Origin of the sequence: Geodermatophilus arenarius (genome assembly GCF_042654585.1) — a bacterium.
In the GTDB taxonomy this organism is placed as follows: domain Bacteria; phylum Actinomycetota; class Actinomycetes; order Mycobacteriales; family Geodermatophilaceae; genus Geodermatophilus; species Geodermatophilus arenarius.
In genome coordinates, this window is record NZ_JBHSGR010000010.1 from 80,280 (window position 1) to 97,970 (window position 17,691).

The window sequence follows — 17,691 nt, forward strand, 5'->3', positions numbered from 1 at the left end:
CGTCGCGTGCGCCCGTGCCATGACGACCGCGAGGGAAGGACTGAGCCGTGCAGCTGGGGCTGATCGGGCTGGGCAAGATGGGCGGCAACATGGCCACGCGGTTGCGCCGCGCCGGCCACGAGGTGGTCGGCTTCGACCACCACCCGGAGAAGCGGGACGTCGACAGTCTCGAGGCGCTGGTCGGCGCGCTGTCCGCGCCGCGGGTGGTGTGGGTGATGGTCCCGGCCGGCGAGCCGACCCGGGAGACGGTGCGCCAGCTCGGTGAGCTGCTCGAGCCCGGCGACGTCGTCGTCGACGGCGGGAACTCCAAGTTCACCGACGACAAGGTGCACGCCGAGATGCTCGGCGAGAAGGGCATCGGCTACGTCGACGCCGGCGTCTCCGGCGGCGTCTGGGGCCTGGAGAACGGCTACGCCCTCATGGTCGGCGGCTCGAAGGACGACGTCGCCAAGGTGCAGCCGGTGTTCGACGCCCTCCGGCCGCCGACGCCGACCGACGAGTCCGGGCAGGAGATGCCGGGGGCGGGCTTCGTGCACGCCGGCCCGGTGGGTGCGGGCCACTACGCGAAGATGGTCCACAACGGCATCGAGTACGCGCTGATGCAGGCCTACGGCGAGGGCTACGAGCTGCTCGCCGCCGTCGACCTGGTCGAGGACGTGCCCGGCGTCATCGCGTCGTGGACGCAGGGCACCGTCATCCGCTCGTGGCTGCTGGACCTGCTGGTCCGCGCGCTGCAGGAGGACCCCCAGCTGGAGAAGATCAGCGGCTACGCCGAGGACTCCGGGGAGGGCCGGTGGACGGTGCAGGAGGCCATCGACCACGCCGTCCCCATGCCGACGATCGCCGCGTCGCTGTTCGCCCGGTTCGTCTCCCGGCAGGACGACTCGCCGACGATGAAGGCGGTCGCCGCACTGCGCCAGCAGTTCGGCGGGCACGCGGTGCACGCCGTCAGGGCGCAGGAGGTCGAGCGGCCGGCGTGAGCACGGTCGTCGTCCTCCCCGCCGGACGCTGATGTACGTCCGGCACCTCCAGCTCGTCGACTTCCGCAGCTGGGAGAAGGTCGACCTGGCGCTGCGGCCCGGCCCGACGGTGTTCGTCGGCCGCAACGGCGAGGGCAAGACCAACCTCGTCGAGGCGGTCGGCTACCTCGCGACCATGAGCAGCCACCGCGTGTCCGCCGACGCGCCGCTGGTGCGCCACGGCGCGGGGCAGGCCGTCGTCCGGGCGGCGCTGCGCCGGGAGGACCGCGAGCTGCTGGTCGAGGTGGAGGTCAACCCGGGCCGGGCCAACCGGGTGCGGGTGAACCGGGCGGCGCTGCCGCGCCCGCGCGAGCTGCTCGGGCTGGTGAAGAGCGTGCTGTTCGCCCCCGAGGACCTCGCGCTGGTGCGCGGCGACCCGGCCGAGCGGCGCCGCTTCCTCGACGACCTGCTGGTCAGCCGCACGCCGCGGCTGGCCGGGGTGCGCAGCGACTACGAGCGGGTGCTCAAGCAGCGCAACGCCCTGCTCAAGACCGCCCGGCTGGCCCGGGGCGACGCGCTGGCCACCCTCGACGTCTGGGACGCCCACCTCGTCGAGCTCGGCGGGCAGCTGCTGGCCGCCCGGCTGGCGCTGGTCGCCGACCTCGCGCCGCACGTCGCCCGCGCCTACGCCACCGTGGCCGGCGCGGGCGCCGCGGCCGCGGGCCTGGGCTACGCGAGCACCGTGCCGCTGGCCGGCGACGGCGCCCCGCTGCCTGAGGGCACCGCGACGCCATCGGCGGCGGAGCTGTCCGTGGCGCTGCGCGAGCGGGTCGCCGAGCGGCGCCGTGACGAGGTGGACCGGGGGATGACGCTGGTCGGCCCGCAGCGCGACGACCTCGTCCTGCACCTGGGCCCGGCCCCGGCCAAGGGCTTCGCCAGCCACGGCGAGTCCTGGTCGCTGGCGCTCGCGCTCAAGCTCGGCTGCTTCGGCCTGCTGCGCGCCGACGGCGAGGAGCCGATCCTCGTCCTCGACGACGTCTTCGCCACCCTCGACGCCGGCCGGCGGGCGGCGCTGGCCGAGGTCGCCCGGGGCGCCGAGCAGACGCTCATCACGGCCGCCGTCCTCGACGACGTGCCCGGCGAGCTCCGCGGCGCCCGGGTCGAGGTGGGCGAGGGGACGGCGACGCTGGTCGAGGCGGGCGCCGACGGTGAGGAGGTCGACGGTGGCTGACGAGCGGCCGGCCCGGCCCAGCGACATCGCCCGCGCCGCGCTGGAGGCGGCCCGCGCGGCGTCGGCCGCCCGCCCGGCGCCCACCCGCCGCCGGGTGGCGGGCCCGCGGCGGAGGTGGACGGGCCCGCGCCCGGGCGACGACGACCCGCAGCCGCTGGGCCGGCTGGTCGACTCGCTGGTCAGCGCGCAGGACTGGTCGGAGCAGACCCGGGTCGGCGCGGTGTTCGGCCGCTGGTCGGCGCTGGTCGGCCCCGACATCGCCGCGCACTGCCGCCCGGAGACGCTGACCGAGGGCGAGCTGCTCGTCGTCGCGGAGTCCACCGCGTGGGCCACCCAGCTGCGGCTGCTCGCCCCGACGATCCTCGCCAGGCTGCGCGCCCAGGTCGGCGGGGACGTGGTGACCCGGCTGCGCGTTGTCGGTCCGACGGCCCCCAGCTGGAAGAAGGGTCCGCGGTCGGTCCGCGGACGGGGGCCCCGCGACACGTACGGATGAGGACGGTGCCCCGATGAGCAGCCCGCACGACGACAGACCCCGCGACGACGACCCGCGCGACCGGGACGGCTGGCAGGAGCCGGCCCACCTCGGCGAGGGCGGGCCGGGCGACGGTGACCGGGAGCAGGAGCCGGCCCGCCCCGGGCCGGTCGTCTCCTGGGCCCCGCCCGCTCCGCGGCAGCGCACCCCCGGCGTCGTCGAGCAGGTGTTCCGCTACCAGGGCGACACCGTCGGGGCGCAGGGCTGGGCGCTGCAGCACGGCTGGGAGATCTCCGACGGCACCGCGCCCCAGGACGCCGTCCTCGCCGAGCTGGTGGCCACCGCACCGGTCCGTGCCACCAAGGACCACCGGCCGGCGGGGGTGATGCGCGGGCGCGCCGGGACCCTCGAGCTGGTCGCCTTCGACGTCGTGTTCACCGACAAGCGGTACACCGTGCCCGAGTGGGCGGTCACCGCGGCACCGGTGCTGCTGCCGCTGCCCGGCCTGCGGCTGTCCCCGGCCCGGTTCTGGCGGCACCGCACCGGCGGCCTGCTGCACGTGCCCAGCGGCGACGAGGCCTTCGACGCCCGCTGGGTGCTGCTCGCCGCCGAGGACGGCGAGGCGGTCCGCCGGCTGGTCGGTGACCAGACGGTGCGCGGGCTGCTGATGGCCTCCGACGACGGCGATGAGTTCTGGACGGCCGCCGGCCACCTCGCCGCGGTCCGCCCGGACGGGCAGCGGCCCGAGCTGATCGAGCACCACGCCCGCCTGCTGGGGGCGATGGTCTCCGCCCTGGCCGGCGTCTCCTGAGCGCTCCCGAGGCCGTCGTCGGCCCCACGGCCGCACCCGCGGCGGGGCTGCGCGACCTGCTGCCCCTGCTCCGCCCGCACCGGCGGCCGCTGCTGCTGGCCGCCGGGCTGTCGCTGGTCGGCGCGGCCGCCGCGCTGGCCCAGCCGGCGCTCACCGGGCGGGTCATCGCCGCCGTCGGCGCCGGCCGGCCGCTGCTGCCCGCCGTCGCCGCGCTGGTCCTGGTCCTGGTCGCCGGGGCGGTGCTGGACGCCGGGCAGTCCTACCTGCTGCAGCGCACCGGCGAGGGCGTCGTCCTCACCACCCGGCGCACCGTGGCCGACCGGTTGCTGCGGCTGCCCGTGGCCGAGTACGACCGGCGGCGCACCGGCGACCTGATGTCGCGGGTGGGTGCCGACACCACGCTGCTGCGCGCCACCGTCACCTCCGGCGTCGTCGAGGTGGCCGGCTCCGCGGTGGTCGGGATCGGCGCGCTCGTGGCCATGGCGCTGGTCGACGTCTGGCTGCTGCTGGTCACGCTCGGCGCGGTCGCGGTCGGCATGGCGGTCGTGGTGAGCACCAGCCGGCGGGTGCGCCGGCTCTCGCGGCTGGCGCAGGAGGAGGTCGGCGCGATGACGGCGGCCGTCGAGCGGGCGCTGTCGGCGGTGCGCACCATCCGGGCCAGTGGCGCCACCGCGCGCGAGGTCGACGCGGTGGGGGACAGCGCGGCGCGGGCCTACCGGGCGGGGGTCTCGGTGGCGCGGGTGCAGGCGCTGGTCGCGCCGGCCGGGTCGATCGCCGTGCAGGGCGCGTTCCTCGCCGTCCTCGGGCTCGGCGGGTACCGGGTGGCCACCGGCTCGATCGCCGTCGCCGACCTGGTCGCCTTCATCCTGTACCTGTTCCTGCTGGTCATGCCGCTGGGCCAGGCGGTCTCGGCGTGGACCCAGCTGCAGACCGGGCTCGGCGCGCTGGCCCGCATCCAGGAGGTGCTGGTCCTCGAGCCCGAGCGGGACGCCGTCGCGGAGGTGGGCGGCGTGACGACCGCCCCGCGCGCGCCGGCGCCCGGTGTCCCGCTGCTCGAGCTCGACGACGTCTCGTTCGCCTACCCCGACGGCACGGAGGTGCTGCGCGGGGTCTCACTCACCGTGCCGGCGGGCGGCCGGGTGGCGCTGGTCGGGCCGTCCGGCGCGGGGAAGTCCACGGTGCTCGCCCTGGTGGAGGGCTTCTACCCGCTGACCGGCGGGGCGATCCGGTGGGCCGGCACCGACGTCCGCGAGCTGCCCCGCGCGGCACTGCGCGCGCAGCTGGGCTACGTCGAGCAGGAGGCGCCGGTCCTCGCCGGGACGGTGCGGGAGAACCTGCTGCTGGCCGCGCCGCACGCCGGCGACGACGAGCTGTGGGCGGTGCTCGCCGACGTCGGGCTGACCGGCGTGGTGCAGCGCTCGACCCGCGGGCTGGACGTGCCGGTCGGCGACGAGGGCGTGCTGCTGTCCGGCGGTGAGCGGCAGCGGCTGGCCATCGCGCGCTCGCTGCTCGCCCGCCCGGCGCTGCTGCTGCTCGACGAGCCGACCGCCAGCCTCGACGCCCGCAACGAGACCCTGCTGCGCGAGACGCTGGCCGCCGCGGCCGCCGACCGGGCGCTGCTCGTCGTCGCCCACCGGCTGTCCACCGTGCTCGACAGCGACCAGATCGTCGTCCTCGACGGCGGCCGGGTCGTCGCCCGCGGCACGCACGCCGAGCTGGTGGAGACCAGCCCCCTCTACCGCGAGCTCGCCTCCGCCCAGCTCCTGGTCTGACGGGCGGCCGCGGGATCGCCAGGTGGGCTGCCCCGCGGGGCGGCGGGAGGAGTGGGGCCCGGAGGGTCTCGCGATCGAGCGCCGGGAAGGGCTCCGAGCAGCCGGGGGACGGGACCTGACCGCGGTGTCGGCCGGCAGGCCGACGAGGTGCTACGCGGCTCGCGAGGCCGCCGTCGCGCCCTTGCCGTCCTGCGCCTCCGCGGCCTTGCAGAGGTTGCGGACCATGCTGCCGAAGACGACGCCGTGGAACGGCGAGATGCCCCACCAGTAGAGCTGCCCGAGCAGGCCGAAGGGGTGGAAGGTCGCCTTCTGGCGCAGCCGGGTGCGCCCGTCCTCGGCACGTTCCACGTGGAACTCGAGCCAGGCCAGGCCGGGCAGCCGCATTTCCGCGCGCAGCCGCAGCAGCCGGCCCTCCTCCAACTCCTCCACCCGCCACCAGTCCAGCGCGTCGCCGACGTAGAGGTCGCTGGGGTCGCGCCGGCCGCGGCGCAGCCCCACCCCGCCGACGGCGCGGTCCAGCCAGCCGCGCACCTCCCAGGCCAGCGGGAAGCTGTACCAGCCGGTCTCCCCGCCGATGCCCTCGACCACCCGCCACAGGGCCTCCGGCGAGGCGTCGGTCTCCCGCGTCCGCTCGTCGAGGAACAGGCTGCCGCCGGCCCAGTCGGGGTCGGAGGGCAGCGGGTCCGACGGCGCCCCGGGCACCGAGGCGCCGGTCCACCGGGTGTCGACGGCGTTGTTGCGGACCTTCTGCACCGCCAGGAGCACCGCCTCGTCGAAGCCGAGCAGGCCCTCCGGGGGGTCGGGCACGTACCGCGCGATGTCGTGCTCGGCGCAGACGACGGTGTTGCGCAGCGACTCGACCAGCGGCCGGGCGATCGACGCCGGGACGGGCGTGATGACGCCGACCCAGTGGCTGGACAGCGACGGCGTGAAGATCGGGACGGGCAGGATCCGCCGCCGCGGCAGCCCGGTGACCTCGGCGTACCGCTGCATCATGTGCGCGTAGTCCATGACGTCGGGTCCGCCAATGTCGAAGGAGCGGTGCACGTCCGGGGGCAGCGTGGCGCAGCCGACCAGGTAGCGGAGCACGTCGCGGATGGCGATCGGCTGGATGCGGCTGTGCACCCAGCGGGGCGTGACCATGACCGGCAGCCGCTCGGTGAGGTAGCGCAGCATCTCGAACGACGCCGAGCCCGAGCCGAGGATGACCGCGGCCCGCAGCACCACGGTGGGCACGCCGGAGTCGAGCAGGATGCGCGCCACCTCCGCCCGCGAGCGCAGGTGCGGGGACAGCTCCTCGTCCTGCGGCTCGAGCCCGCCCAGGTAGACCAGCCGCCCGACGCCGGCCTCCCGCACCGCGTCGGCCATGACCCGCGCGGTGTGCCGGTCCCGCTCCTCGAACTCGCGGCCGATCGCCAGCGAGTGGACCAGGTAGTAGGCGACGTCGGCGCCCTCGCAGGCGCGGCGGACGGCGTCGGCGTCGCCGGCGTCGCCCTCGGCGACCTCGACCCGGTCCCGCCAGGGGACGTCGCGCAGCTTGCGCGGTGAGCGGGTGAGGACCCGGACCCGGTGGCCGGCGGCCAGCAGTTCCGGGACCAGCCGGCCACCGACGTACCCGGTCGCGCCGGTGACGAGACAGGTGAGGGAGCGGGCTGCGGGCTGCATGTCGACCAGTCTGGGAGTCGCCGGCGGACGGTGCCGTCCGGTCGACCGGCCCAGCGGCCCCTGGGCGGGCGTGTCGACCCCCGGGGCAACACCGGTGGTACGTCGCGAGCCGCGAGTGGCGCAGCGGCGGCCTGAGGGCCTGCGCGACGCGGTTTCTGTCGGTGGACCCGGTAACATGGAGGACAGGAATCCCCAGCATCCGGCTGAGCGGCGCTGTGCGCCCCCGGGGCCCCTCTCCGTGGAGAGGTGCCCGCATGCCGGGAGCGCGACAGAAGGGCCCCACGTGGTCGCTCGACCGAAGACCGAGAACTCCTACTCCGGCAGCTCCATCACCGTCCTCGAGGGGCTCGAGGCGGTCCGCAAGCGGCCCGGCATGTACATCGGCTCCACAGGTGAGCGCGGCCTCCACCACATGGTGTGGGAGGTCGTGGACAACGCCGTGGACGAGGCGCTGGCCGGCTACTGCGACACCGTCCGGGTCACCCTGCTGGCCGACGGCGGCGTCCGCGTCGAGGACAACGGCCGCGGCATCCCCGTCGACCTGCACCCCGTCGAGAAGCGGCCGACCGTCGAGGTCGTCATGACCGTCCTGCACGCGGGCGGCAAGTTCGACGGCAAGAGCTACGGCGTCTCCGGCGGTCTGCACGGCGTCGGCGTCACCGTCGTCAACGCGCTGTCCACCGCGCTGGACGTCCGCATCTGGCGCGACGGCCGCGAGTGGCACCAGTCCTACGACTTCGCCAAGCCCGGCAAGCTGGAGGAGGTCGGCCCGACCTCCAAGCAGGGCACCCAGATCACCTTCTGGGCCGACGGCGGCATCTTCGAGACGACGACCTACTCGTTCGACACCATCAGCCGCCGGCTGCAGGAGATGGCCTTCCTGAACAAGGGCCTGAAGATCGTCCTGCGCGACGAGCGGCCCGGCCAGGGCAAGGCCGAGACCGGCGTGGCCGACGAGGTGTCGGTCGCCGAGTCCGCCCCGCAGCCCGGTGCCGAGCAGCAGGCCTTCGAGGCCACCGAGGTCACCTACCACTACGAGGGCGGCCTGATCGACTACGTCGGGCACATCAACGCCAAGCGGACGCCGATCCACCGCTCGGTCATCAGCTTCGGCGCCGAGGGCACCGGCAAGAACGACATGCGCATGTCGGTCGACGTCGCGATGCAGTGGTCCGACGCGTACTCCGAGTCGGTCTACACCTTCGCCAACGTCATCAACACGCACGAGGGCGGCACCCACGAGGAGGGCTTCCGCGCGGCGCTGACGTCGATCGTCAACCGCTACGCCGTCGAGAAGAAGCTGCTCAAGGAGAAGGACGAGAAGCTCACCGGCGAGGACATCCGCGAGGGCCTGGCCGCGATCGTCTCGGTCAAGATCGGCGACCCGCAGTTCGAGGGCCAGACGAAGACCAAGCTCGGCAACACCGAGGTCAAGGGCTTCGTGCAGAAGGTCTGCAACGACCAGATCTCGCACTGGTTCGAGGCCAACCCGACCGAGGCCAAGACCATCATCACCAAGGCCGCCTCGGCCGCCCGCGCCCGCCGCGCCGCGCAGGACGCCCGCAAGCTCGCCCGCAAGAACCTGCTGAGCAACAACTCGCTGCCGGGCAAGCTCGCCGACTGCCGCTCGACCGACCCGCGCAACTCCGAGATCTACATCGTCGAGGGCGACTCGGCCGGCGGCTCGGCCAAGTCCGGCCGCGACTCGATGTTCCAGGCGATCCTGCCGATCCGCGGCAAGATCATCAACGTCGAGAAGGCGCGCATCGACCGGGTCCTCAAGAACACCGAGGTCCAGTCGATGATCACCGCCTTCGGCACCGGCATCCACGACGAGTTCGACCTGTCGAAGCTCCGGTACCACAAGATCGTGCTGATGGCCGACGCCGACGTCGACGGCCAGCACATCTGCACCCTGCTGCTGACCCTGCTGTTCCGCTTCATGCGGCCGCTGGTCGAGGCCGGGCACGTCTACCTGGCCCGGCCGCCGCTCTACAAGATCAAGTGGGGCGGCAAGGTCGGCGACGAGTACGCGTACTCCGACCGCGAGCGCGACGCGCTGCTCAAGGCCGGCGCCGAGGCCGGCCGGAAGCTGCCCAAGGAGGAGGGCATCCAGCGCTACAAGGGTCTCGGCGAGATGAACGCCAGCGAGCTGTGGGAGACCACGATGAACCCGGAGACCCGCCTCCTGGGCCAGGTCACCCTCGAGGACGCCGCGACGGCCGACGAGCTGTTCAGCGTGCTCATGGGCGAGGACGTCGAAGCCCGCCGCAGCTTCATCACCCGCAACGCCAAGGACGTGCGCTTCCTGGACGTCTAGCCGCCGCACCGGGGCCGGGGGAACGGCGTCCGACGCCCGCCCCCCGGTCCCCGAACCGGCGCCCGACCAGCGCGTTCGTCCACTCCTGTGCACTCACCCGTGGAGATCTGACCAGTGACCGAGACCCCTGCCCGCGACCGCGTCGAGCCGGTCGACCTGCAGCAGGAGATGCAGCGCAGCTACATCGACTACGCGATGAGCGTCATCGTGGGCCGCGCGCTGCCGGAGGTGCGGGACGGCCTCAAGCCGGTGCACCGCCGCGTCCTCTTCGCCATGTACGACCAGGGCTTCCGCCCCGACCGCGGCTACGTCAAGTGCGCCCGGCCGGTCGCCGAGGTCATGGGCAACTACCACCCGCACGGTGACTCGGCGATCTACGACGCCCTCGTGCGGCTGGCCCAGCCGTGGTCGATGCGCTACCCGCTCATCGACGGCCAGGGCAACTTCGGCTCGCCGGGCAACGACCCGCCGGCCGCCATGCGCTACACCGAGTGCCGCCTCACGCCGCTGGCCATGGAGATGCTGGCCGGCATCGACGAGGAGACCGTCGACTTCCAGGCGAACTACGACGGCCGCACGCAGGAGCCGCTGGTCCTGCCCTCGCGGATCCCCAACCTGCTGATCAACGGCTCGGCGGGGATCGCCGTCGGCATGGCGACCAACATGCCGCCGCACAACCTGCGCGAGGTCGCCGAGGCCGCCTACTGGATGCTCGACAACCCGGACGCGGAGCCGGAGGAGGCCCTCACCGCCTGCATGAAGGCGATCCCGGGCCCCGACTTCCCCACCCACGGCCTGATCGTCGGGCGCGAGGGCATCGAGGACGCGTACCGCACCGGCCGCGGCTCGGTGAAGATGCGCGCCGTCGTCACGGTCGAGGAGGACAGCCGCGGCCGCGTGCAGCTCGTCGTCACCGAGCTGCCCTACCAGGTCAACCCGGACAACCTGGCCGAGGCGATCGCCGAGGCGGTCAAGGACGGCCGGCTGCAGGGCATCAGCGAGATCGCCGACGAGTCCAGCGACCGCGTCGGCCGCCGGCTCGTCATCACCCTGCGCCGCGACGCCGTGGCCAAGGTCGTGCTGAACAACCTGTACAAGCACACGCAGCTGCAGACCTCCTTCGGCTGCAACATGCTCTCGATCGTCGACGGCGTCCCGCGGACGCTGCGCCTGGACGAGCTGGTCCGCAACTGGGTCAACCACCAGATCGAGGTCATCGTCCGGCGCACCCGCTACCGGCTGCGCAAGGCCGAGGAGCGCGCGCACATCCTGCGCGGCTACGCCAAGGCCCTCGACCAGCTCGACGCGGTCATCGCGCTCATCCGCAACAGCGAGTCCGCCGAGGCCGCCCGCACCGGCCTCATGGAGCTGCTCGACGTCGACGAGGTCCAGGCGACCGCGATCCTCGACCTGCAGCTGCGCCGGCTGGCCGCGCTGGAGCGGCAGCGGATCCTCGACGAGCTGGCCGAGATCGAGGCCCGCATCGCCGACCTGCAGGCGATCCTCGACTCCCCGGAGCGGCAGCGGCAGCTGGTCCGCTCCGAGCTCGAGGAGATCGTCGAGAAGTACGGCGACGAGCGCCGCAGCAAGTTCGTGGCCAACGACGGCGACGTGACGATGGAGGACCTCATCGCGGAGGAGGAGGTCGTCGTCACCATCACCCGCACCGGCTACGCCAAGCGGACCAAGAGCGACCTCTACCGGTCGCAGCGGCGGGGCGGCAAGGGCGTGATGGGCGCCCAGCTCAAGCAGGACGACATCGTCGACCACTTCTTCGTGGGCTCCACCCACGACTGGATCCTGTTCTTCACGACCAAGGGCCGGGTGTACCGGGCCAAGGCCTACGAGCTGCCCGAGGCCAACCGCACCGCCCGCGGCCAGCACGTGGCCAACCTGCTGGCGTTCCAGCCGGACGAGCGGATCGCCCAGGTCATGCAGATCAAGGACTACGGCGTCGCGCCGTACCTGGTGCTGGCGACGGCCAACGGGCAGGTGAAGAAGACCCGGCTGTCGGACTTCGACTCCCCGCGCAGCGGCGGTGTCATCGCGATCAACCTGCGCGACGGCGACGAGCTGGTCGGCGCGGCGCTGATCGACCCCGAGCAGGACCTGCTCCTGGTCACCCGCTCGGCGATGTCGATCCGGTTCAAGGCCGACGACGCCACGCTGCGGCCGATGGGCCGGGCCACCGAGGGCGTGCGCGGCATCTCGCTGGCGCTCGGTGACCGGCTGCTGTCGATGATGGTCGTGGAGGAGGGCGTCGACGTCCTCGTCGCCACCGAGCGCGGCTTCGCCAAGCGGACCGGCATCGAGAACTACCCGCCGCAGGGCCGCGGCGGCAAGGGCGTGCTCACCGCGGACCCGAAGGCGCGCAAGGGCGCCCTGGTCGGGGCGCTGGCGGTCCGGCTCGGCGACGAGCTGTACGCCATCACCTCCGGCGGCGGCGTGATCCGGACGCCGGTCAACGGCGTGCGCCACAACAAGGACCGGGCCACCATGGGTGTCAAGCTCATGAACTTGCCCGAGGACGTGTCGATCGTGGCGATCGCGCGCACGACGGACAACGACGAGCCCGCCGCCTAGGGTGGAACCGGGAGCAGGCGTGTGGTGACCTCCGGTCACCACACGCCCCCGGCTCCCGCTGACGGACACGACCGGCGCCCGGGCGCCTCCGGCACCACGCCGGACCGCCCGGGCGCGAGAGCGCGGCGAGGGCCGCAGGCGAACGGGAGAACGGCATGAGCGACCGGCCGCAGGCGGTGCGCACCGGGGTCCGCCCGGACGGCGCAGCCGGAGCGGACGGAGCCCCGGCGACGGGCTCGGCGCCCGCCACCGGCCAGACGCCCGCTCCGTCCGGGGCGACCCCGGCCGGGGCCACGCCGGCGGGCGCGGGCCCGTCGCTGGCCAAGCCGGTCACCGGCCAGGCGCCCGCCCGGCAGGTGCCGCCCGTGGCCCCGCCGCAGGCGCCCCAGCAGGCTCCCCGTCCGGCCGACGCGACCATGCCGGGGCCGGTGAGCGCCACCCAGGCGGTCCCGCCGGCCGCGGTGGCCGCCCCGCCGGCGGCGGCCCGGGCTCCCCAGCAGCCGCCGGCCGCGCAGCAGCAGGCCGGCAAGCAGGCCAAGAACCGCGGCAACCGCGGTCCGCGGCGGGCGCGGCTGCAGCTGCGGCACGTCGACACCTGGTCGGCGCTGAAGATCTCGCTGGTCCTGTCGATCGCGATGTTCTTCATCTGGATGGTCGCGATCGGGATCCTGTACGGGGTCCTGTCCGGGCTCGGCGTCTTCGACACCCTCAACGACCTGTTCGGCCAGCTCGGCACGTCGTCGAGCGGCGAGGGCGGCGGCGACGTCATCACCCCGGGCGTCGTCTTCGGCGGGGCGGCCGTCATCGGCGCGATCAACATCGTGCTGATGACCGCGCTGTGCACCGTCGCGGCGTTCATCTACAACCTCTGCGCCGACCTGGTCGGCGGCCTCGAGGTCACGCTCGCCGAGCGGGACTAGACGGAGGACCCCTCTGCCCCCCACCGCTCGCAGGCGCGCGGCGGGACCCTGCAGAGGGGCCGCCCTCGGACCCCCCCGTCGGGGCCCGGGGGTGGCCAGGTAAGCTGGTCGAGGTCCACGGGCCTGTAGCTCAGGCGGTTAGAGCGCATCCCTGATAAGGATGAGGCCGGAGGTTCAAGTCCTCCCAGGCCCACCCGTGAACCGGTGCCCCGGCACCGCGACAGCGAGGCCCCGTCCGTGGCCGCCGTCGTACCCAGGAGGTACCGCGTGCTGAAGAAGCTGGCCCTGGCCGCCGTCGCGGCCGGTGCCGTCGCCGCCGTCCGCAGGCGCTCGTCCGGCGGCGGCAAGGCCGAGGCCGACCTCTGGCACGAGGCCACCAGCGGCCCGCAGTCGGTCAGCCGCCCGACCACCCGCTGAACCCGGGCTCCCGCGCGGAGCTCCCGGGGACAGCGCCCCCGGGGACGTAGCTCAATTGGCAGAGCACCGCCTTTGCAAGGCGGGGGTTAGGGGTTCGATTCCCCTCGTCTCCACCGCAGGACGCCGGTGCGTCCGCCGCTCGGCCCGGCCGCGAGCGCCGGCCTCCCGCAGCCGGTGATCGCGCCTCCGCACGGCCTCGACGGCCGGGGCACCCGGCCCAGCGCCGTGTAGGTCCGCCGGCACGTCCTGCCGGCACGCCGCCTGCGTCGTCCCCCTGGGGTGGTCCGCTCCCCGTGCTCGGGGTCGGCGGAGCAGTGGGAGAGTGGGCGGCGTGACCGAATCGACCCCCGCACGCCGTGCCGTGCTGCACACCAACCACGGCGACATCACCGTCGACCTGTTCCCCGACCACGCGCCGAAGACGGTCGCGAACTTCGCGGACCTGGCCGAGGGCCGCCGCGAGTGGACGCACCCGGCGACCCGGCAGAAGACCACCGACCCCCTGTACGACGGGACGGTCTTCCACCGGATCATCGACGGCTTCATGATCCAGGGCGGCGACCCGCTCGGTCAGGGCTTCGGCGGCCCGGGCTACCAGTTCGGCGACGAGTTCCACCCGGAGCTCACCTTCAACCGCCCGTACCTGCTGGCCATGGCCAACGCCGGGCCGGGCACCAACGGCTCGCAGTTCTTCATCACCGTGAGCCCGACGCCGCACCTCAACCGCAAGCACACGATCTTCGGCGAGGTCGCCGACCAGAGCAGCCGCGAGGTCGTGGACCGCATCGCCAAGGTCCGCACCGGCCGCAACGACCGCCCCGTCGAGGACGTCGTCATCCAGTCGGTCGAGGTGCAGCGCAGCTGACCACCGGTCCCGACGACGGGGGCGCCGGCCGGCCGCCGGCGCCCCCGTCGGCCACCTGCTACCGCCACCCGGACCGGCCGACCGGCGTCCGGTGCGCGCGCTGTGACCGGCCGATCTGCCCGGAGTGCATGACGCCGGCCGCCGTCGGGTTCCAGTGCCCCGACGACGTCCGGGCCGGTTCCGCCGGGGTCCGCCGTGCCCGGCCGGTGTCCCGCTGGTCCGGCGCCCGCCGCCGGTTCGGCCCGGTCACCGTCTCGCTGGTCGCGGTCAACGTCGTCGTCTTCGTCGTCACGGCGGTGTCGGCGGTGTCGGTCGGCCAGAGCCCGCTGGACAACTGGCGCTCGCCGGTGTTCGAGGAGTTCTCGCAGGTCCCCGTCCTCGTCGACGTCTTCGGCCAGGACTGGCGGTTGCTCACCGGGGCGTTCCTGCACATCGGGATCACCCACCTGCTGCTGAACATGCTCAGCCTGCTGGTGTTCGGCCCCGAGCTCGAGGGGCGCCTGGGCCGGTGGCGCTACCTCGCCGTCTACCTGGTGTCCGCCCTGGGCGGCGCCGTGGCCATCCAGCTGTTCGGCGAGCCCGCCCGGCCCGTGGCCGGGGCGTCCGCGGCCCTCTACGGCCTCCTGGGCTCCCTCGGCGTGCTCCTGCTGGTCGCCCATCAGGACCTGCGCGGCCTGCTCACCCTGCTGGCCATCAACGTGGTCATCAGCTTCCTGCCCGGCGTCTCGCTGCTGGGCCACCTCGGCGGCCTGGTCGCCGGCGCCCTGGCCACCGGGCTGCTCGTCCTCACCCGCCGGCGGACGGCGGCGCAGGCGCTGTCGCTCGTGGTGCTCGCCGCGGTCCTGGTGACCCTCGCCCTCGCCGTACCGGTACCCCTGGTCGTCCTCGGCCTCTGAGGGCCCGTCCCGCGCCTCAGGCGGGCCGCCGCGCCTCGAGGGCCTGGGCGACCGACGCCGGGTCGGTGCCCAGGTCCCGGCGGCCCAGCAGCACGAGGGTGCCCTCGTCGTCGGGGTGCGCGGCGGTGTCGAGCTCCAGCAGTCGCGAGCGCACGCCCAGCCGCCGCGTCGTCCGCAGCCGCACCCGCAGGCCCGGCCACGGCAGCCGGGTGCGCCCGGTCAGCGTCCGCACGACGACGCCGGCGTCGTCCACCGCCAGCCGCGGCCGCAGGGCGAGGTCGCGCAGCGCCGCGCCCACCAGGAGCACGCCGGCGGCGCCGACCAGCACCCGTCCCGCCGCGTCGAGCCCCAGGGCGGCCAGCGTCAGCAGCACCCCGCCGAGCCCGAGCGTGACCGTCTCCGCCGTCCGCGCCGACCACTGCACGTCCCCAGCCTCCCAGGACGTCCACGGCGACTCTGTCCACAGGCCGGGAGAGGTGGGGACGCCCGTCCGCAGGCGGGGATCTGCCCAGCTCGGCCCGCGTGTCGACTCCTCGACCGCAGTGCCGCGCTCGCGCTCGGTGACCGTCCCGGTGCTGCGGTCATGTCGACACATCCACAGCTGGGTACACAGCTGGGGACAAAGCACAGACCTGTAGTTACTCGGGTGCCCTTCTCGTCACACGTGCCTCACCAGTTGCGAAAGCGCAGGTCAGCGAGGTGTAGTCGAACAGGCGTTCTCCACATGCGGTGGACAACCCTGGGGGTAGGGCGTCATGTCGACCTGTGGATCCACCGGTGGTGTGTGCACAGCGGTCCACACCCCCGGTGTCCACCGCCGGACGGCCCCCGTGTACACGAGAGGCCCCCGTCCCGGGTGCGGGACGAGGGCCTCTCGGGAGAGGTGTGGCGGCTACCGCCAGCGCATCGACATGACGAGGCCGACCACCATGGCGCCGAAGCCGATGGCGAAGTTCCACGCCCCCAGCGACACCATGAACGGGATCTGGTCGCCGGCCACGTAGTAGACGACGATCCAGAGCAGACCGAGCAGCATGAGCGCGACCATGAGCGGCGCGTACCAGCGCGGGCTCGGCTGGACGGCCCGTGCGTTGGCCGCGCGCGACTGCAGCACGCCCTCGGGCGGCGTGTAGACCGACTTCTTGCGGACCTTGGACTTGGGCACTCCGACCGTCTCCTGCTGACTCGCTGGGGTGCCGGTCCGTCGCGACCGGCACGATCGCTCCCCAGCCTAAGCTCCGAGGGGACCAGCACGGCCGCGTCCGACGGCGTGCCTCCCCCTCCCGTCCCCCCAGGAGCCCGCGTGACCGCCTCCGAGCCGCCGGTGGGCCCCTCCCGGCGCCGGTCGGCCTGGGGCGCCCTGGTGCCCGTGGTGGCGCTCGCGGCAGGGCTGCTGTTCGCCACCTCCGGCCAGACCGCCGAGGGCTCGGACCTGCGCGCCGGCGACGTCACCGAGCTGTCCGAGCTCATCGCCCAGCGCAACGAGGTCATCGCCGGCCAGCAGGAGCAGCTGACCGCGCTGCAGCGCCGGACCGAGGCGCTCACCGACCAGGCGGCCTCCCGCGACGGCGCCGTCGCCTCGGCCCAGGCGGCGGGCGACGCCGGCGCCCTGTCGGCGGGCCTGGTCGCCCTCCGCGGTCGCGGTGTGGAGATCACCCTCGACGACGCCCCGCGCCGGCCCGACGGCAGCCTGCCGACGGGCGCCCGCCCCGACGACGTCGTCATCCACCAGTCCGACGTGCAGGCGGTCGTCAACGCCGTCTGGGCGGCCGGCGCCGACGGCGTGGCGATCATGGACCAGCGGCTGATCGCCACCAGCGCCGTCCGCTGCGTCGGCAACGTCCTGCTGCTCCACGGGCGGACCTGGTCACCGCCGTTCGTCGTCACCGCGATCGGCGACCCCGCCGCCATCCGCGCGCAGCTGGACGCCTCCCCGCAGGTGGCGGTGTTCGAGCAGGCGGTCGAGGACTTCGGGCTCACCTTCGCCGTGCGCGACCGGCCGGAGGTCACGGTGCCGGCCTACACCGGCCCGCTGGACATGGCACACGCCACAGCCGCTGACGGCTGACCGGGCGCTGCTGTACACAGGGAGCGTGAGCAGGCCCGTCCTCGTCGTCGACAACTTCGACAGCTTCGTCTACAACCTGGTCCAGTACCTGGGCCAGCTCGGCGTGCAGTGCGTCGTCCGGCGCAACGACGCCGTCACCGTCGACGAGCTGCCCGACCTCGACGTCGCCGGCGTGCTGCTGTCCCCCGGCCCGGGCACGCCCGCCGGCGCCGGCGTGACCGTCCCGATGGTGCGGGCCGCCGCCGAGGCCGGGACGCCGGTGCTGGGCGTGTGCCTGGGTCACCAGGCGATCGCCGAGGCCTTCGGCGCCGAGGTCGTCCGCGCGCCGGAGCTGCTGCACGGCAAGACCAGCGAGGTCGTGCACGACGGCGTCGGCGTGCTGGCCGGGCTCCCCTCGCCCTTCACCGCCACGCGCTACCACTCGCTGGCCGTGGACCGGGCCACCGTGCCCGACGAGCTCGAGGTGACCGGCGCGACGGCGTCGGGCATCGTCATGGCGCTGCGGCACCGGGAGCTGCCCGTCGAGGGCGTGCAGTTCCACCCCGAGTCGGTGCTCACCGAGGGCGGCCACCAGATGCTGGCCACGTGGCTGGCCGCGTGCGGCCTGGCGCCCGACCCGGCCGTCGTCGAGGCCGCCGCCGCGGGCGCCCGCCGTCTCTCCGCCGCCGCCGTCTAGCCCCGTCACGACGAAGGGCCCCTCCCGGCCGGGAGG

General features: G+C 74.2%; 16 protein-coding genes and 2 tRNA genes. 15 read left to right on the top strand and 3 right to left on the bottom strand.

Going from position 1 to position 17,691, the window contains the following annotated elements:
* Positions 1-47 precede the first annotated feature (47 nt).
* The 5 genes from gnd to ACFO3M_RS11060 all read left to right on the top strand — a co-directional run bounded on the left by gnd (position 48) and on the right by ACFO3M_RS11060 (position 5,245).
* Entirely contained in the window at positions 48-980 is a 933-nt protein-coding gene (gene gnd / locus ACFO3M_RS11040; protein ID WP_387988638.1) for a phosphogluconate dehydrogenase (NAD(+)-dependent, decarboxylating), read from the top strand.
* A 31-nt stretch (positions 981-1,011) separates the two neighbouring features.
* A complete protein-coding gene (gene recF / locus ACFO3M_RS11045) occupies positions 1,012-2,190 on the top strand; it encodes a DNA replication/repair protein RecF (RefSeq protein ID WP_387988639.1) in 1,179 nt (392 codons plus the stop codon).
* Positions 2,183-2,683, top strand: a complete 501-nt coding sequence (locus ACFO3M_RS11050; RefSeq protein ID WP_387988640.1) for a DciA family protein — start codon at positions 2,183-2,185, stop codon at positions 2,681-2,683. Before recF ends, ACFO3M_RS11050 begins: the two co-directional genes overlap by 8 nt.
* A gap of 13 nt (positions 2,684-2,696) precedes the next feature.
* Entirely contained in the window at positions 2,697-3,473 is a 777-nt protein-coding gene (locus tag ACFO3M_RS11055) for a hypothetical protein (protein ID WP_387988641.1), read from the top strand.
* 65 nt (positions 3,474-3,538) lie between these two features.
* On the top strand, positions 3,539-5,245 hold the full coding sequence (locus ACFO3M_RS11060) for an ABC transporter ATP-binding protein (RefSeq protein ID WP_387988709.1): 1,707 nt from the start codon (positions 3,539-3,541) through the stop codon (positions 5,243-5,245).
* Positions 5,246-5,395: 150 nt separating this feature from the next.
* Here ACFO3M_RS11060 and ACFO3M_RS11065 read toward each other — a convergent pair whose 3' ends face one another.
* On the bottom strand, positions 5,396-6,910 hold the full coding sequence (locus ACFO3M_RS11065; protein ID WP_387988642.1) for an SDR family oxidoreductase: 1,515 nt from the start codon (positions 6,908-6,910) through the stop codon (positions 5,396-5,398).
* A 283-nt stretch (positions 6,911-7,193) separates the two neighbouring features.
* Between ACFO3M_RS11065 and gyrB the strand changes: the two genes are divergently transcribed.
* From gyrB to ACFO3M_RS11105, 8 genes are all read left to right on the top strand, one after another.
* Complete coding sequence (gene gyrB / locus ACFO3M_RS11070; RefSeq protein ID WP_387988643.1) at positions 7,194-9,230, top strand: DNA topoisomerase (ATP-hydrolyzing) subunit B; 2,037 nt, start codon at positions 7,194-7,196, stop codon at positions 9,228-9,230.
* 114 nt (positions 9,231-9,344) lie between these two features.
* On the top strand, positions 9,345-11,813 hold the full coding sequence (gene gyrA / locus ACFO3M_RS11075) for a DNA gyrase subunit A (protein ID WP_387988644.1): 2,469 nt from the start codon (positions 9,345-9,347) through the stop codon (positions 11,811-11,813).
* 155 nt (positions 11,814-11,968) lie between these two features.
* Complete coding sequence (locus ACFO3M_RS11080) at positions 11,969-12,733, top strand: DUF3566 domain-containing protein (protein WP_387988645.1); 765 nt, start codon at positions 11,969-11,971, stop codon at positions 12,731-12,733.
* Between the two features lie 119 nt (positions 12,734-12,852).
* Positions 12,853-12,926 (top strand) — tRNA-Ile (locus ACFO3M_RS11085).
* Positions 12,927-13,000: 74 nt separating this feature from the next.
* Positions 13,001-13,150, top strand: coding sequence for a DLW-39 family protein (locus ACFO3M_RS11090; RefSeq protein WP_387988646.1), 150 nt, complete (start codon positions 13,001-13,003; stop codon positions 13,148-13,150).
* Between the two features lie 40 nt (positions 13,151-13,190).
* Positions 13,191-13,263 (top strand) — tRNA-Ala (locus tag ACFO3M_RS11095).
* A gap of 218 nt (positions 13,264-13,481) precedes the next feature.
* Positions 13,482-14,015, top strand: a complete 534-nt coding sequence (locus ACFO3M_RS11100) for a peptidylprolyl isomerase (protein WP_387988647.1) — start codon at positions 13,482-13,484, stop codon at positions 14,013-14,015.
* Positions 14,016-14,143: 128 nt separating this feature from the next.
* Positions 14,144-14,911 (top strand): rhomboid family intramembrane serine protease, encoded by a 768-nt coding sequence (locus ACFO3M_RS11105; protein ID WP_387988648.1) that lies wholly within the window; start codon positions 14,144-14,146, stop codon positions 14,909-14,911.
* Positions 14,912-14,927: 16 nt separating this feature from the next.
* Here the strand turns inward: ACFO3M_RS11105 and ACFO3M_RS11110 are convergent, their stop codons facing one another.
* Positions 14,928-15,335 (bottom strand): PH domain-containing protein, encoded by a 408-nt coding sequence (locus ACFO3M_RS11110; RefSeq protein WP_387988649.1) that lies wholly within the window; start codon positions 15,333-15,335, stop codon positions 14,928-14,930.
* A 468-nt stretch (positions 15,336-15,803) separates the two neighbouring features.
* On the bottom strand, positions 15,804-16,076 hold the full coding sequence (gene crgA / locus ACFO3M_RS11115; RefSeq protein WP_387988650.1) for a cell division protein CrgA: 273 nt from the start codon (positions 16,074-16,076) through the stop codon (positions 15,804-15,806).
* 138 nt (positions 16,077-16,214) lie between these two features.
* Here crgA and ACFO3M_RS11120 point away from each other — a divergent pair, with 138 nt between their 5' ends.
* Together ACFO3M_RS11120 and ACFO3M_RS11125 are read left to right on the top strand one after the other, a co-directional pair.
* A complete protein-coding gene (locus tag ACFO3M_RS11120; RefSeq protein WP_387988651.1) occupies positions 16,215-16,979 on the top strand; it encodes a DUF881 domain-containing protein in 765 nt (254 codons plus the stop codon).
* A 25-nt stretch (positions 16,980-17,004) separates the two neighbouring features.
* Positions 17,005-17,655, top strand: coding sequence for an aminodeoxychorismate/anthranilate synthase component II (locus tag ACFO3M_RS11125; RefSeq protein ID WP_387988652.1), 651 nt, complete (start codon positions 17,005-17,007; stop codon positions 17,653-17,655).
* Positions 17,656-17,691 lie beyond the last annotated feature (36 nt).

Excerpts from the sequence above, each read along its gene's own strand:
- recF (WP_387988639.1), top strand. The coding sequence starts at position 1,012 with ATGTACGTCCGGCACCTCCAGCTCGTCGACTTCCGCAGCTGGGAGAAG.
- ACFO3M_RS11055 (WP_387988641.1), top strand. The coding sequence starts at position 2,697 with ATGAGCAGCCCGCACGACGACAGACCCCGCGACGACGACCCGCGCGAC.
- ACFO3M_RS11065 (WP_387988642.1), bottom strand. The coding sequence starts at position 6,910 with ATGCAGCCCGCAGCCCGCTCCCTCACCTGTCTCGTCACCGGCGCGACC.
- ACFO3M_RS11080 (WP_387988645.1), top strand. The coding sequence starts at position 11,969 with ATGAGCGACCGGCCGCAGGCGGTGCGCACCGGGGTCCGCCCGGACGGC.
- ACFO3M_RS11105 (WP_387988648.1), top strand. The coding sequence starts at position 14,144 with ATGACGCCGGCCGCCGTCGGGTTCCAGTGCCCCGACGACGTCCGGGCC.